The 13,783-nt window shown below is 64.0% G+C and carries 12 protein-coding genes and 1 pseudogene; 1 reads left to right on the forward strand and 12 read right to left on the reverse strand.

What is annotated here, in order from left to right:
- The coding region (locus tag ACO1P8_RS24335) for a YkvA family protein (RefSeq protein ID WP_486298414.1) at nucleotides 1-259 on the forward strand (259 nt) is incomplete at its 5' end.
- On the opposite strand, the gene ACO1P8_RS24340 is transcribed toward ACO1P8_RS24335, so the two are convergent.
- The 12 genes and pseudogenes from ACO1P8_RS24340 to ACO1P8_RS24395 all read right to left on the reverse strand — a co-directional run bounded on the left by ACO1P8_RS24340 (nucleotide 231) and on the right by ACO1P8_RS24395 (nucleotide 13,741).
- Nucleotides 231-560, reverse strand: coding sequence for a DUF2818 family protein (locus ACO1P8_RS24340; RefSeq protein ID WP_486298415.1), 330 nt, complete (start codon nucleotides 558-560; stop codon nucleotides 231-233). The genes ACO1P8_RS24335 and ACO1P8_RS24340 overlap by 29 nt on opposite strands.
- Before the next feature lie 61 nt (nucleotides 561-621).
- The gene (gene nuoN / locus ACO1P8_RS24345) at nucleotides 622-2,091 is read right to left on the reverse strand and encodes an NADH-quinone oxidoreductase subunit NuoN (protein ID WP_486298416.1); all 1,470 of its coding nucleotides are present in this window, start codon (nucleotides 2,089-2,091) and stop codon (nucleotides 622-624) included.
- A 9-nt stretch (nucleotides 2,092-2,100) separates the two neighbouring features.
- Nucleotides 2,101-3,588: an NADH-quinone oxidoreductase subunit M gene (locus tag ACO1P8_RS24350; RefSeq protein WP_486298417.1), complete on the reverse strand. Its 1,488-nt coding sequence runs from the start codon at nucleotides 3,586-3,588 to the stop codon at nucleotides 2,101-2,103.
- A gap of 12 nt (nucleotides 3,589-3,600) precedes the next feature.
- A pseudogene (nuoL, locus tag ACO1P8_RS24355) lies at nucleotides 3,601-5,655 on the reverse strand (NADH-quinone oxidoreductase subunit L).
- A gap of 18 nt (nucleotides 5,656-5,673) precedes the next feature.
- Nucleotides 5,674-5,982 carry an NADH-quinone oxidoreductase subunit NuoK gene (gene nuoK / locus ACO1P8_RS24360; RefSeq protein ID WP_066639044.1) on the reverse strand — a complete coding sequence of 103 codons (309 nt, stop codon included), beginning with the start codon at nucleotides 5,980-5,982 and terminating at the stop codon, nucleotides 5,674-5,676.
- Nucleotides 5,979-6,623: an NADH-quinone oxidoreductase subunit J gene (locus ACO1P8_RS24365; protein WP_486298418.1), complete on the reverse strand. Its 645-nt coding sequence runs from the start codon at nucleotides 6,621-6,623 to the stop codon at nucleotides 5,979-5,981. Before ACO1P8_RS24365 ends, nuoK begins: the two co-directional genes overlap by 4 nt.
- A 16-nt stretch (nucleotides 6,624-6,639) precedes the next feature.
- Nucleotides 6,640-7,128 carry an NADH-quinone oxidoreductase subunit NuoI gene (gene nuoI / locus ACO1P8_RS24370; protein WP_066639049.1) on the reverse strand — a complete coding sequence of 163 codons (489 nt, stop codon included), beginning with the start codon at nucleotides 7,126-7,128 and terminating at the stop codon, nucleotides 6,640-6,642.
- Nucleotides 7,129-7,148: 20 nt separating this feature from the next.
- Entirely contained in the window at nucleotides 7,149-8,222 is a 1,074-nt protein-coding gene (gene nuoH, locus ACO1P8_RS24375; RefSeq protein ID WP_486298419.1) for an NADH-quinone oxidoreductase subunit NuoH, read from the reverse strand.
- The gene (gene nuoG, locus ACO1P8_RS24380) at nucleotides 8,222-10,549 is read right to left on the reverse strand and encodes an NADH-quinone oxidoreductase subunit NuoG (protein ID WP_486298420.1); all 2,328 of its coding nucleotides are present in this window, start codon (nucleotides 10,547-10,549) and stop codon (nucleotides 8,222-8,224) included. The genes nuoH and nuoG overlap by 1 nt, the downstream gene beginning before the upstream one ends.
- Before the next feature lie 15 nt (nucleotides 10,550-10,564).
- The gene (gene nuoF / locus ACO1P8_RS24385) at nucleotides 10,565-11,932 is read right to left on the reverse strand and encodes an NADH-quinone oxidoreductase subunit NuoF (protein WP_486298421.1); all 1,368 of its coding nucleotides are present in this window, start codon (nucleotides 11,930-11,932) and stop codon (nucleotides 10,565-10,567) included.
- The gene (nuoE, locus tag ACO1P8_RS24390; RefSeq protein WP_486298422.1) at nucleotides 11,929-12,423 is read right to left on the reverse strand and encodes an NADH-quinone oxidoreductase subunit NuoE; all 495 of its coding nucleotides are present in this window, start codon (nucleotides 12,421-12,423) and stop codon (nucleotides 11,929-11,931) included. Before nuoE ends, nuoF begins: the two co-directional genes overlap by 4 nt.
- Before the next feature lie 61 nt (nucleotides 12,424-12,484).
- Complete coding sequence (locus tag ACO1P8_RS24395) at nucleotides 12,485-13,741, reverse strand: NADH-quinone oxidoreductase subunit D (RefSeq protein ID WP_486298423.1); 1,257 nt, start codon at nucleotides 13,739-13,741, stop codon at nucleotides 12,485-12,487.
- Between the last annotated feature and the right edge of the window lie 42 nt (nucleotides 13,742-13,783).

Raw genomic sequence — 13,783 nt, forward strand, 5'->3', positions numbered from 1 at the left:
CTTCATTCCCGTGCTGGGATTGCTGGACGACATCATCCTGGTTCCGATCCTGATCGCGGCGACGATACGCGCCCTGCCCGCGCCGGTGCGGACGGACAGCCGCGAACGCGCGCAGGCGTGGGCCGCGCGCAGGCTGGCTCGCCCGCGCAGCCGCACGGGCGCGATTTTCGTCGTTCTGGTGTGGATAGCGATCGCCGCCGCAATCGCGCTATGGGTGCGCGCCGCCTGGTTCAATCCCGCCGCGGTTGCCGGCGCTTGAACAGGTAGCGGATGACGAAGCCGGGATACGCCAGTACCAGGAACAGGCACAGGCCAATGGCATAAAACTCCCAGCCCTGGGAAAAGCGGTTACCCAGGGTGGACTCGAAGGCGAAGCCCAGTCCGCCGACAACCAGGTACAGGACAAGCAATTCGAGCAGGCGCACCCAGAACGGCTTGACTGCCGGCAGCCCCCCCTTGCGCCAGCGGAACAGCGCAAAGACCCGTTCGCTCAGGAAAGGCAGATTCGCGCAGGCCAGGGCCAGCGCGATCAACAGCCAGATGGCGAGGGTTTGACTCATCAGCCCGGAAGGAGGCGCGTCACGGCGGGCAGGCCCCGCCGTGAACGTTTATCGATTGGGATCAAAGACCCAGGGAGGTCTGGACCGCACGCACGCACGCCGCCATCAGGCCGCCGGGCAGCAGGCCCAGCAACAGCAGCAGCGCGCCATTCAGCGACATCAGTCCGCGTTGAACGCAGGAAGCCGACACCGGATGCGCTTCGCCGACCGGGTCGTCGAAATACACGACCTTGACCACGCGCAGGTAGTAGAAAGCGCCGATCAGCGAGAACATGACCGCGATCACTGCGATACCGACGTGGCCCATCTGCACCAGAGGCTGCAGCACGGCCAGCTTGGCATAGAAACCCACCGTGGGCGGCAGGCCCGTCAGCGACACCATCAGCAGCAGCACAATGAAGGCATGCCAAGGGCTGCGCCGGTTCAGTCCCTTCAGGTCGTCGATCGTATCGCACTCGAAACCGTCGCGGGACAGCAGCAGAATCATGCCGAAGCTGCCCAGCGTGGTCAGGACGTAGGTCACCATGTAGAACAGGGCTGCGCCGTAGCCCACCGCGGGCGAGCCGCCGCCGGCCGCCAGTCCCAACAGGACGAAACCCATGTGGGAGATCGTCGAATACGCCAGCATGCGCTTGAAATTGCTTTGCGCGATCGCGGTGATATTGCCCACGGCCAGGGACAGCACGGCCAGGATCAGCAGCATGGGCTGCCAATCCGCGGCCAGCGAATGCATCGCTTCGATCAGCACACGCAGCGTGATGGCGAAGGCGGCCAGCTTGGGCGCGGCGCCCAGCAGCAGCGTGACCGCCGTCGGCGCGCCGTGGTAGACGTCCGGCACCCACATGTGGAAAGGCGCGGCGCCCAGCTTGAAGGCCAGGCCGGCCACGATGAAGACCACACCCAGCACCAGCGGCAGGTTCTGCGCCTTGCCGCCGGCGATGACGGCGGCAATCTCCGCCAGGTCCAGATGGCCGGTTGCGCCATAGATCATCGACATGCCATACAGCAGGAAACCCGAAGCCAGCGCGCCCAGCACGAAGTACTTCATGGCGGCTTCGGTGGCGGTGCTGTCGTCGCGGCGCAGCGCGATCAGCGCGTACAGCGACAGCGACATCAGTTCCAGGCCCAGGTACACCGTGATCAGGTTGCCGGCCGAGATCATCACCATCTGGCCCAGCAGGCCGAACAGCGACAGCACGTACAGCTCGCCGCCGCGCAGCATGTCGCGCGACTGCGAATAGATGCGGCCATAGACCAGCGTGACGAACACGGCGACATAGGAGGCGATCTTCAGCAGGTGCGCCAGGTCGTCGGCGACATACAGGCCGCCGAACCCCCTGCCCTTCACGCCGTCGTGCCACTGCACCAGCGAAACGATGGTTACCGCCACCAGGGTGCCCAGCGTCAACAGGTAGCTTAGCTTGCGCGTGGGGTGGTTGCTGACCGCGTCGATCAGCAGGATGGCCGCGCCCAGAATCAGCAGCAGGATCTCCGGCGTCGCCAATGCGAAATCGAGTGAGGAGTGCATCATTGTCTTGGCTTACAGTTTGGAGATGGCGACGTGTTGCATCAGGGCCTGGACCGACGCGTGCATCACGTCGGTAAAGGGTTTGGGATAGATACCCATGTACAGCACGGTGATCGCCATCAGCCCCAGGATCAGGAATTCACGGCGATTGACGTCGGTGAGCTGCCGCACGTGGTCGTTGGCGATTTCGCCGAAGGCCACCCGCTTGACCATCCACAGCGAGTACGACGCGCCCAGGATCAGTGCGGTGGCCGCGGCCAGGCCGATCCAGAAGTTGTGCTGTACCGCGCCCATGATCACCATGAATTCGCCCACGAAACCGCTGGTGGCGGGCAAGCCGCTGTTGGCCATGGAGAACAGGACGAAGAACGTGACGAAGCGCGGCATGGTGTTGACCACGCCGCCGTAGTCGGCGATGCGCCGGCTGTGCACGCGGTCATACAGCACGCCGATGCACATGAACATGGCGCCCGACACGAAACCGTGCGAAATCATCTGCACGATCGCGCCTTCGACACCCGCGGTGTTGAAGATGAAGAAACCCAGCGTCACGAAGCCCATGTGCGCCACGGACGAATACGCGACCAGCTTCTTCATGTCGTCCTGGACGATGGCGACCAGGCCGATATAGATCACCGCGATCAGCGACAAGGCGATCATCAGCCCGGCCAGGCTGTGCGACGCGTCCGGCGCGATGGGCAGCGAGAACCGCAGGAAACCGTAGGCGCCCAGCTTCAGCATGATGGCCGCCAGCACGATGGAGCCGCCGGTCGGCGCTTCCACGTGGGCATCCGGCAGCCAGGTATGGACCGGCCACATCGGCACCTTCACGGCGAATGCGGCGAGCATGGCGACGAACACCAGCACCTGCGGCGTCATGCCCAGCTTCAGCTGCTGCCATTGCAGGATATCGAACGAACCGCCCGATGCGTTCCACAGGTAAATGAAGGCAACCAGCGTCAGCAGGGAACCGAGCAGCGTATAGAGGAAAAACTTGAACGCCGCATAGACCCGGTTGGGTCCGCCCCATACCCCCACGATGATATACATCGGGATCAGCGTGGCCTCGAAGAACACGTAGAACAGCAGGCCGTCCAGCGCGACGAACACGCCGATCATCAAGCCGGAGAGGATCAGGAAGGCCGCCATGTACTGCGCCAGACGGCTGGTGATGACCTCCCAGCCGGCCAGCACCACGATGACGGTGATGAAGGCGGTCAGCAGGACGAACCACAGCGATATGCCGTCCACGCCCAGGTGGTAGTTGACGTTGAAAGTGCTGATCCAGGGCACGTTCTCGACGAACTGCATGTTCGCCGTCGCGGCGTCGAACCCGGTGTAAAGCGGAATCGTGACCAGCAGACCGGCCACGGCGCCGATCAGCGACAGCCACAGCGTCAGGCCGCGCTTGTTGTCCCCGCCCAGGGCGAGCACCAGCAGGCCGAAGACGATGGGAACAAAGACCGCGAGGGTAAGCCAGGGAAAAGTTTGGGATGCCATCTCGCTAGCCATTTATTGGGGAATCAGCACGAAGAAAGTCACCAAGGCCAGGATGCCGATGATCATGGCGAAGGCATAGTGATAGATGAAGCCGGACTGCAGGTAGCGGCTGACGCCCGCCACCCAGCCCACCAGCCTGGCGCTGCCGTTGATCAGGCCATCGATCAGGCCACGGTCGCCGGCTTGCCACAGGCCCCGGCCCAGGCCGCGGGCGGCACGGGCGATGACCTGTTCGTTGAACCAATCCACGTAGTACTTGTTTTCCAGGATCGCATTGATGCCCGACAGGCTGGACTTGATGGCGGCCGGGACCCTGGGGTTGATCAGGTAGCAATACCAGGCCACCACCGCGCCCGCCACCACCAGCCAGAATGCGCTCGTGGTAAAGGCGTGCAGCCCGAACTCCACCCAGCCATGCCAGTCCTCGGCCAGCTCGTGCATGGCAGGGTGCTGCGGCAGGACGGTAATCGCGCCCTGGAAGTACTTGCCGAACAGCAGCGGATCGATGACCAGCGCGCCGATGATGACCGACGGTATCGCCAGCACGATCAGGGGCAGCGTTACCACCCAGGGCGACTCGTGCGGCGGGCCGCTGTGGCCATGGTCGTCATGGCCGTGGCTGTCCGCCGTACCGTGCACCTGCGCTTCGGCGCCGTGGCTGTCGTCGTGGTGCGCATGGCCGTGCCCGTGGATGTCGAAGCGCTCCTTGCCGTGGAAGACCAGGAAGTAGACGCGGAAGGAATACAGCGAGGTGACGAACACCCCCGCCAGCGTCGCGAAGTGCGCGAACCCGGCGCCCCACACGTGGGCGGCGCCCGCCGCTTCGATGATGTGTTCCTTCGAGTAGAAGCCGGCGAAGAACGGCGTGCCCACCAGGGCCAGGGTACCGATCAGGAACGTGATCCAGGTAATGGGCATGTACTTGCGCAGGCCGCCCATGTTGCGGATGTCCTGGTCATGGTGCATGCCGATGATGACCGAACCCGCACCCAGGAACAGCAGCGCCTTGAAGAAAGCGTGCGTCATCAGGTGGAAAATCCCCAGCTGGTATGCGGACGCGCCCAGCGGGCCCGTCATGTAGCCCAGCAGCGACAGCGTGGACTACGCCACGACGCGCTTGATGTCGTTCTGGATGATGCCCAGGATACCCAGGAACAGCGCGCCGATGGCACCGATGACGATGATGAAGGACAGCGCCGTATCGGAATGCTCGAACAGGGGCGAGAACCGCGCCACCATGAAGATGCCGGCGGTCACCATGGTCGCGGCGTGGATCAGCGCGGAAATCGGCGTCGGGCCTTCCATGGAGTCGGGCAGCCAGGCGTGCAGCGGAACCTGTGCCGACTTGCCCATCGCACCGATGAACAGGCAGATGCACGCGACCGTCAGCAGTTTCCAGTCAGCGCCGGGGAAGCTCATGCCGGCCAGCTTGTCGGCCTGGCTGAACACATCCGAATACTGCATCGAACCGACATAGGCGAACAGCAGGCCGATGCCGAGCACGAAGCCGAAGTCGCCGACGCGGTTGATCAGGAACGCCTTCATGTTGGCGAAGATCGCGGTCGGCCGGGTATACCAGAAGCCGATCAGCAGGTAAGACACCAGGCCCACCGCTTCCCAGCCGAAGAACAGCTGCACCATGTTGTTGGACATGACCAGCATCAGCATGGAGAACGTGAACAGCGAGATATACGCGAAGAAGCGCTGGTAGCCGGGATCGTCCGCCATGTAGCCGATGGTGTAGATATGGACCATCAGCGATACGCTGGTCACCACCACCATCATCAGGGCCGACAGCGGATCGATCAGGAAGCCGATGTTCAGCTGCGTGTTGCCGATCAGGTTCCAGGTGTAGACGTTGCCGTCGTAGGTGTGGCCGGCCAGCACGTCGCCCAGCACCACGAAGGCGCCGATCGTGGAGATCAGCACCCCAAGGATGGTGATCAGGTGCGCGCCGCGCCGCCCGATCGGCTTGCCGAGAAACCCGGTTCCGAACAAACCGGCCAGGATGGCGCCGGCCAGGGGCGCCAGCGCGATGAGCAGGTAAAGATTGGGAGAGCTAGACATTATTATTCCTGGACTCCGTCAGCCCTTCAGGCGATCGAGTTCGTCAACGTTGATCGTGTTCAGGTTGCGGAACAGCAGCACCAGAATCGCCAGGCCGATCGCCGCTTCGGCAGCCGCGACGGTCAGGATGAAGAACACGAAGACCTGTCCGGCCGTATCGCCGGACCAGCTCGAGAAAGCCACGAAGTTCATGTTGACGGCCAGCAGCACGAGCTCGATGGACATCAGCAGGATGATCAGGTTGCGGCGGTTCAGGAAGATGCCGAATATGCCGATGGCGAAGAGGATCGCCCCCAGTATCAGGTAATGGGCCAGCGTCAGCGTCACTTCTGTTCTCCTTGGGACGGAACGGCCGCGGCGGTCCGGGCCTGGGCGCGATCGCTCTGCGCCGGCATGCTCACCAGGCGGAAGCGGTCCTTGGCGCGCACGCGCACGGCTTCCGACGGGTTGTTGTACTTGACGTCGCGGCGGCGGCGCAGAGTCAGCGCGATCGCCGAGACCATGCCCACCAGCAACAGCACGGCACCGACCTCCACCGCGTACACATACTGCGTGTACATGGCGGTACCCAGCGCGCGGGCGTTGTTGTAGTCGCCCGCCATGGCGGCCGGCGCGCCCGCGTCGAACCAGGCCGTTCCCAGCACGAAGGAGATTTCGAGCACGAGGATCAGGCCGATGGCCAGGCCCAGCGGAAGATAGGTTTTCAGGCCGTGGCGCAGGGCCGTCATGCGGATGTCCAGCATCATCACGACGAAGAGGAACAGCACCATCACGGCGCCGACGTACACCAGGACCAGCAGCAGCCCCAGGAATTCCGCGCCCAGCAGCATCCAGAGCATGGCCGCGTTGAAGAAGGCCAGGATCAGGTGCAGCACCGCGGTGACGGGACTGCGTGCCGTGATGACGCGGAATGCCGCCACCACGAGCACGATGGACAGTATGTAGAACAGAACGGTGGTGAAAGTCATGGAGTCGTACCCGGCATCAACGGTAGGGCGCGTCTTCGGCGCGGCGTTGGGCGATTTCCGCCTCGTAGCGGTCGCCGACCGCCAGCAACATGTCCTTCGTGAAGTACAGGTCGCCGCGCTTTTCGCCGTGGTATTCGTGGATATGGGTTTCCACGATGGAATCCACCGGACAGCTTTCTTCGCAGAAACCGCAGAAGATGCACTTGGTCAGGTCGATGTCGTAGCGCGTGGTGCGGCGGCTGCCGTCGTCGCGCACGTCCGACTCGATGGTGATGGCCAGCGCCGGGCACACCGCCTCGCACAGTTTGCAGGCGATGCAGCGCTCTTCCCCGTTGGGGTAGCGGCGCAACGCGTGCAACCCGCGGAAACGCGGCGACGCCGGCGTTTTTTCCACCGGGTAGCGCAAAGTGACCTTGCGCTTGAAGAAATACTTGCCCGTCAGGCGCATGCCCTTGAGCAGTTCGGACAGCAAGAGGCTGCCGAAGAAATCCTTGATCGCTTCCATATCCTGCCTTTTGCCTATCGCTAGCGCCAAATATTCCAGGGCGTCTGCATCCAGATCGCCACCACGAGCAGCCATACGCCGGTCAGCGGAATGAAAATCTTCCAGCCCAGGCGCATGATCTGGTCATAGCGATACCGCGGGAACGAGGCGCGGAACCAGATGAACAGGGACACTACGCAGAAAGTCTTCAGACCCAGCCAGATCCAGCCGGGAACCCAGGTCAGCGGCGCCACGTCGATAGGCGAAGTCCAGCCGCCCAGGAACATGATCGAAGCCAACGCCGACAACAAAATCATGTTGGCGTATTCGCCCAGGAAGAACAGTGCGAAGGCCATGCCGGAATACTCGACCATGTGACCCGCGACGATCTCCGATTCGCCTTCCACCACGTCGAAGGGCGCGCGGTTGGTTTCCGCCACGGCCGACACGACGTAGATCACGAACAGCGGCAGCAACGGCAGCCAGTTCCAGGACAGGAAGGTCAGGCGGTGGTCCGCGAACCAGCCGCGCGTCTGCCCCAGAACGATATCGGTCATGTTCAGGCTGCCCGACACCAGCAGCACCGTCACCAGCACGAAGCCGATCGCCAGTTCATATGACACCATCTGCGCGGACGCCCGCAGCGCGCCCAGGAAAGCGTACTTGGAATTGGACGCCCAACCCGCCACGATGACACCATAGACGCCGACGGACGTGATCGCCATGATGTACAGCAGGCCCGCATTGACGTTGGCCAGCACGATCTGCGGGCCGAAGGGGATCACCGCCCAGGCGGCCAGCGCCGGCATCAGCGTGACTACCGGGGCCAGGATGAACAGGATGCGGTTCGCCTCGGTCGGCACCACCACTTCCTTGGTCAGCAGCTTGAAAACGTCCGCGAACGGCTGCAGCAGGCCGCGGTAGCCCACGCGATTTGGGCCCCTGCGCACGTGCATGAAGCCGATCATCTTGCGTTCCCAGTACGTCAGGTAGGCAACGCACAGGATGATGGGTACCGCGATGATGACGACCTTGACGACCGTCCAGATCACCAGCCAGGGCGTCGCGCCCAGCAAGGCCTGCCCCTGGCTTTCCAAAGTGTTGAGCCATTCCATCAGGCACGCTCCACGCTGATTTCACCGAATGCACCGCCCAGGGCGGCCGTTTGCTCGAAGCCGGCGGAAACCCGCACCGCACGGTCGGCGACCGTCTCGTCCTGCACGGTTTCCAGTTCGACGGCGCCGGTCGCGGTGCGAACGCGCACCGTGATGCCGGCGGTCAGCCCCAGGCCGGCCAGCGTCTGGCCGTTCATGCGCGCCGCGGGCGAACGCGAAGCCGGCGCGGCCTGCAGCGATTCGGCGCGGCGAACGATGGCGTCCGTGCGATAGATCGGCACGTCGGCCACGCGTTCCAGACCGTCGAGGCTCGCACCCAGGCCCGGCGCTGCGTTGATTCGGTTGGACAGGCGCCCTTCCACCCCGCCGGACAGCACGCTGTCGCGCACCGACTCGGACGTTTCATCATCGAAGCCGGCCAGTTGCAGCACATTGCCCAGCACCCGCAGCACCTTCCACGCGGGACGGGTCTGCTGGAACGGGGCCACCGTGCCCTTGAAGCTTTGCGCCAGGCCCTGAGCGTTGACGAACGTACCCGAGGTCTCCGTGAACGGCGCGACGGGCAGCATGACATTGGCCCATGACTCGGCGGCCGAACGGTAAGGCGTCAGCGCTACGACAAACTGCGCATCGCGCAGCGCGGCAACCGCGCGCGCGCCGTTGTCCGCATCCAGCAGCGGTTCGGCATGCAGCACGATGTAGGCCTTGAGCGGATCGGCCAGCATGGCGGCGGCGGTCTTGCCGCCCTTGCCCGGCACGGCACCGGCCAGATAGCCTCCGACCGTGTTGCCGCCGGAGGTCAGGAACCCCAGGCGGGCGCCGGCCATCGTGGCAATGCTTTGCGCGTTGGCGGCGATCGTGCTGGCCTGCGGCGAGGCCACGGCCAGGTTGCCGAGCAGCACGGCGGCCTGGGTGCCGGAGGCCAGGCTGGCCGCGATCACCTTGGCCTGCTCGCCGGGCACCACACCGCCGAATTCGGCGGGAACGGCCTGGCCTTTGGCCTGGGCCAGCGCCACGGCGACTTCCGCCAGCGCACGCGGCAGGGCCGAAGGCGCGACGGTCAGGCGGCCGGTGACGGGCATCAGCGGATCGTCCGCCAGGCTGTCGACCATCAGGATCTGGGTGCCGCGCTTGGCGGCCTGCCGCAAGCGCTGCGCCATCAGGGGATGGTCCTTGCGCAACACCGAACCGACCACCAGCACGCGATCCAGGGTATCCAGGTCGGCTACGGGCATGCCCAGCCACGGAGCGCCTTCGAGCGCGGCGCCGAAGGCGGGATCGGTCTGGCGCAGGCGGAAGTCGATGTTTTCCGAACCCAGCGCGCGGACCACGCGGCCCAGCAGCGCGAATTCCTCCGTGGTGGCGTATTCGGTCGCCAGCGCGCCGATCTGCCCGCCGCCGAAGTTGTCGCGTACGCGGGACAGGCCCTGCGCGACGGCTTGCAGCGCATCCGCCCAGGATGCTTCCCGCCACTCGCCGTCCGCGCCCTTGATCATGGGCGTGGCCAGGCGGTCGTCGGCGTTCAGGCCTTCATACGAGAAACGGTCGCGGTCGCTCAGCCAGCATTCGTTCAGAGCTTCGTTTTCGAAGGGCACCACGCGCAGGACCTGGTCGCCCTTGACCTGCACAACCAGGTTCGCGCCCAGGCTGTCGTGCGGACTGACGGCACGGCGGCGCGCCAGTTCCCAGGTACGAGCGCTGTAGCGGAACGGCTTGGACGTCAGCGCGCCGACCGGGCATAGATCGATCATGTTGCCGGACAGCTCGGATTCGACGGAACGGCCGACGAAGGACGTGATCTCGGAGTGCTCGCCCCGGTTGATCATGCCCAATTCCATCACACCGGCGATTTCCTGCCCGAAACGGACGCAGCGCGTGCAATGGATGCAGCGGCTCATTTCCTCCGCCGAGACCAGCGGGCCCAGGTCCTTGTGGAAGACCACGCGCTTTTCTTCGTGATAGCGCGAGGCCGAGCCGCCGTAGCCGACCGCCAGATCCTGCAGCTGGCATTCGCCGCCCTGGTCGCAGATCGGGCAATCCAGCGGGTGGTTGATCAACAGGAATTCCATGACCGATTTCTGCGCGGCCTTGGCTTTTTCCGAATTGGTGAACACCACCATGCCATTGGTCACGGGCGTGGCGCAAGCCGGCAGCGCCTTGGGCGCTTTCTCGACTTCGACCAGGCACATGCGGCAGTTGGCGGCGATGGAAAGTTTCTTGTGGTAGCAGAAATGCGGCACGTACTGCCCGAGCTTCTGGGCAGCATGCATCACCATGCTGCCCTCGGGCACTTCTACCTTGTTGCCGTCGACGGTTAGTTCAACCATTGTCTGTTCCTGGACCTACAGATAGTGCGGGACCACGCACTTCTTGTGCTCGATGTGGTACGCGAATTCGTCGTGGAAATGCTTCAGGAAACCGCGCACGGGCATGGCCGCGGCATCGCCCAGGGCGCAAATCGTGCGGCCCATGATGTTGCCCGCCACGCTGTCGAGCAGGTCCAGGTCTTCTGGCCTGCCCTCGCCGTGTTCGATGCGGTTGACCATGCGATACAGCCAGCCCGTGCCTTCACGGCACGGCGTGCACTGACCGCAGCTTTCCTCGAAATAGAAATACGAAAGACGCAGCAGGGACTTCACCATGCAGCGGGTGTCATCCATGACGATGACGGCGCCCGAACCCAGCATGGAACCCGCCTTGGCGATCGCGTCGTAATCCATGGTGGTATCCATCATGATGCCCGCCGGCAGCACCGGCGCACTGGAACCGCCCGGGATTACCGCCTTCAGCTGGCGGCCGGCGCGCATGCCGCCGGCCAGCTCGAGCAGCTTGGAAAACGGCGTTCCCATCGGAATCTCGTAATTGCCGGGACGCTCGACGTCGCCGGTAATCGAGAAGATCTTGGTGCCGCCGTTGTTCGGCTTGCCGATTTCCAGGTACTGCTGGCCGCTGTTGCGGATGATCCAGGGTACCGCCGCGAAGGTCTCGGTATTGTTGATGGTGGTGGGCTTGCCGTACAGGCCGAAGCTGGCGGGAAACGGCGGCTTGAAGCGCGGCTGGCCTTTCTTGCCTTCCAGCGATTCCAGCAGCGCGGTTTCCTCGCCGCAGATGTAGGCGCCGTAGCCATGGAAGGCATGCAGCTGGAAGCTGAACTCCGATCCCAGGATACGGTCGCCCAGGAAGCCGGCCGCGCGGGCTTCTTCCAGGGCTTCCTCGAAGCGTTCGTACACTTCGAAGATTTCGCCGTGAATGTAGTTGTAGCCCACCGAAATACCCATGGCATACGCGGCGATGGCCATGCCTTCGATCACGATATGGGGGTTGAAGCGCAGGATATCGCGATCCTTGAACGTGCCGGGCTCGCCCTCGTCCGAATTGCACACCAGGTACTTCTGGCCCGGGAAAGTGCGGGGCATGAAGCTCCACTTCAGGCCCGTGGGGAAGCCCGCGCCGCCACGGCCGCGCAGTCCCGAAGCCTTGACTTCCGCGATGACTTCCTCGGGCTTCATGCCGGTGGTCAGGATCTTGCGCAGCGCCTCGTAGCCGCCGCGCTTGACGTACTCTTCCAGGCGCCAGTTGGCGCCGTCCAGGTCGGCGAGGATCTGCGGCTGGATGTGGCGGCCGTGCAGGCACATCGACTGCGACAGGTCGCGCAGCGGGTTGGGATCCAGCCCCTGGGCGAACTGGCGGTACAGGTCCGGCGCATTCATGCCGTTTCTCCTTGCGCGCGCAGGGCATCGATCAGCTCGTCCAGCCGAGCCTCGGTCATGCGTACACACATATGCTTGTTGTTCACGATCACCACCGGCGAATCGCCGCAGGCGCCCATGCATTCGCCTTCGACCAGCGTGAACATGCCGTCCGCGCTGGTGCCGCGGTAGTCGACACCGAGCTTGCGCTTCAGGTAGTCACCCGCCTTTTCACCGTCGCGCAGCGCGCACGGCAGGTTGGTACAGACCGAGATCTTGTGCTTGCCGGTGCGCGTCACGTTGAACATGTTGTAGAACGTGGCGACTTCCTGGACCGCGATGGGCGGCACCCCCAGATAGGTGGCGACGTCTTCGATGATCTCGGTCGAGAGCCAGCCCTTCTCGTCCTGCGCGATCGCCAGCGCGGCCATGATGGCCGACTGCTTCTGGTCGGCCGGGAACTTCGTGAGCTCCCGGTCGATTTTCTGGTAAGCCTGTTCGGAAAGCAGCATAGTTTGAATCCGGAATATGCAAGAGGCCCCTACGGGTCTTCTTCGAGGTCGTGCGCGTTCCCTAGCGGTCGATTTCGCCGAACACGATGTCCTGCGTCCCGATGACGGTGACGGCGTCGGCGATCATGTGTCCGCGGGTCATTTCATCCAGCGCCTGCAGGTGCGCGAAGCCGGGCGCGCGGATCTTCAGGCGATACGGCTTGTTCGCGCCGTCCGACACCATGTAGATGCCGAATTCGCCCTTGGGATGCTCGACCGACGCATAGGATTCGCCGGGCGGCACATGGAAACCTTCGGTGAAGAGCTTGAAATGGTGGATGAGCTCTTCCATGTTGGTTTTCATGGCGGCACGCTTGGGCGGCGCGACCTTGTGGTTGTCGATCATCACCGGGCCGGGGTTGTTGCGCAGCCATTCCACGCACTGGCGGATGATGCGGTTGCTCTGGCGCATTTCGGCGACACGCACCAGGTAGCGGTCGTAGCAGTCGCCATTCACGCCGACCGGCACGTCGAAATCGAGCAGGTCGTAGACTTCGTAGGGCTGGGTCTTGCGCAGATCCCAGGCCACGCCGGAACCGCGCAGCATCGGGCCGGTAAAGCCCAGGGCCTTGGCGCGTTCCGGCGAGACGACGCCGATGCCCACCAGGCGCTGCTTCCAGATGCGGTTGTCCGTCAGCAGCGTTTCGTATTCGTCCACGCAGGCGGGGAAGCGGTTGGTGAAGTCCTCGATGAAATCCAGCATCGAGCCGGACCGCGCGTCGTTCATGGCGCGCACTTCCTTCTCGCCGCGATACTTGCTGGAGCCTCCGTACTGCGGCATGGCATCCGGCAGGTCGCGATACACGCCGCCCGGGCGGTAGTAAGCGGCATGCATGCGCGCCCCGGATACCGCTTCGTAGCAATCCATCAGGTCTTCGCGTTCACGGAAGGCGTACAGGAAGACCGCCATCGCGCCCACGTCCAGCGCGTGCGAACCCAGCGACATCAGGTGGTTCAGGATCCGCGTGATTTCGTCGAACATGACGCGGATGTACTGCGCACGCAGCGGCGCTTCGATGCCCAGCAGCTTTTCGATGGCCATGACATAGGCGTGCTCGTTGCACATCATGGACACGTAGTCCAGCCGATCCATGTAGGGCAGCGCCTGGATGAAGGTCTTGTGTTCGGCCAGTTTTTCGGTGGCGCGGTGCAGCAGCCCGATGTGCGGGTCGGCGCGCTGGATCACCTCGCCGTCCAGTTCGAGCACCAGCCGCAGCACACCCTGCGCGGCCGGGTGCTGGGGACCGAAGTTCAGGGTGTAGTTCTTGATTTCAGCCATGATCAGCGACCGGCTCCATAGGTATCTTCGCGCACGACGCGC

The organism is Bordetella sp. (genome assembly GCF_057362025.1).

Bases quoted from the DNA above. Each gene is read 5' to 3' on its own strand.
- nuoF (WP_486298421.1), bottom strand. From the start codon at position 11,932: ATGAATGCGCCGGACCTGTACCGCCAGTTCGCCCAGGGGCTGGATCCC.
- ACO1P8_RS24395 (WP_486298423.1), bottom strand. From the start codon at position 13,741: ATGGCTGAAATCAAGAACTACACCCTGAACTTCGGTCCCCAGCACCCG.
- nuoG (WP_486298420.1), bottom strand. From the start codon at position 10,549: ATGGTTGAACTAACCGTCGACGGCAACAAGGTAGAAGTGCCCGAGGGC.
- nuoN (WP_486298416.1), bottom strand. From the start codon at position 2,091: ATGATGCACTCCTCACTCGATTTCGCATTGGCGACGCCGGAGATCCTG.
- ACO1P8_RS24365 (WP_486298418.1), bottom strand. From the start codon at position 6,623: ATGACTTTCACCACCGTTCTGTTCTACATACTGTCCATCGTGCTCGTG.
- ACO1P8_RS24340 (WP_486298415.1), bottom strand. From the start codon at position 560: ATGAGTCAAACCCTCGCCATCTGGCTGTTGATCGCGCTGGCCCTGGCC.
- nuoE (WP_486298422.1), bottom strand. From the start codon at position 12,423: ATGCTGCTTTCCGAACAGGCTTACCAGAAAATCGACCGGGAGCTCACG.
- nuoI (WP_066639049.1), bottom strand. From the start codon at position 7,128: ATGGAAGCGATCAAGGATTTCTTCGGCAGCCTCTTGCTGTCCGAACTG.
- ACO1P8_RS24350 (WP_486298417.1), bottom strand. From the start codon at position 3,588: ATGGCATCCCAAACTTTTCCCTGGCTTACCCTCGCGGTCTTTGTTCCC.
- nuoH (WP_486298419.1), bottom strand. From the start codon at position 8,222: ATGGAATGGCTCAACACTTTGGAAAGCCAGGGGCAGGCCTTGCTGGGC.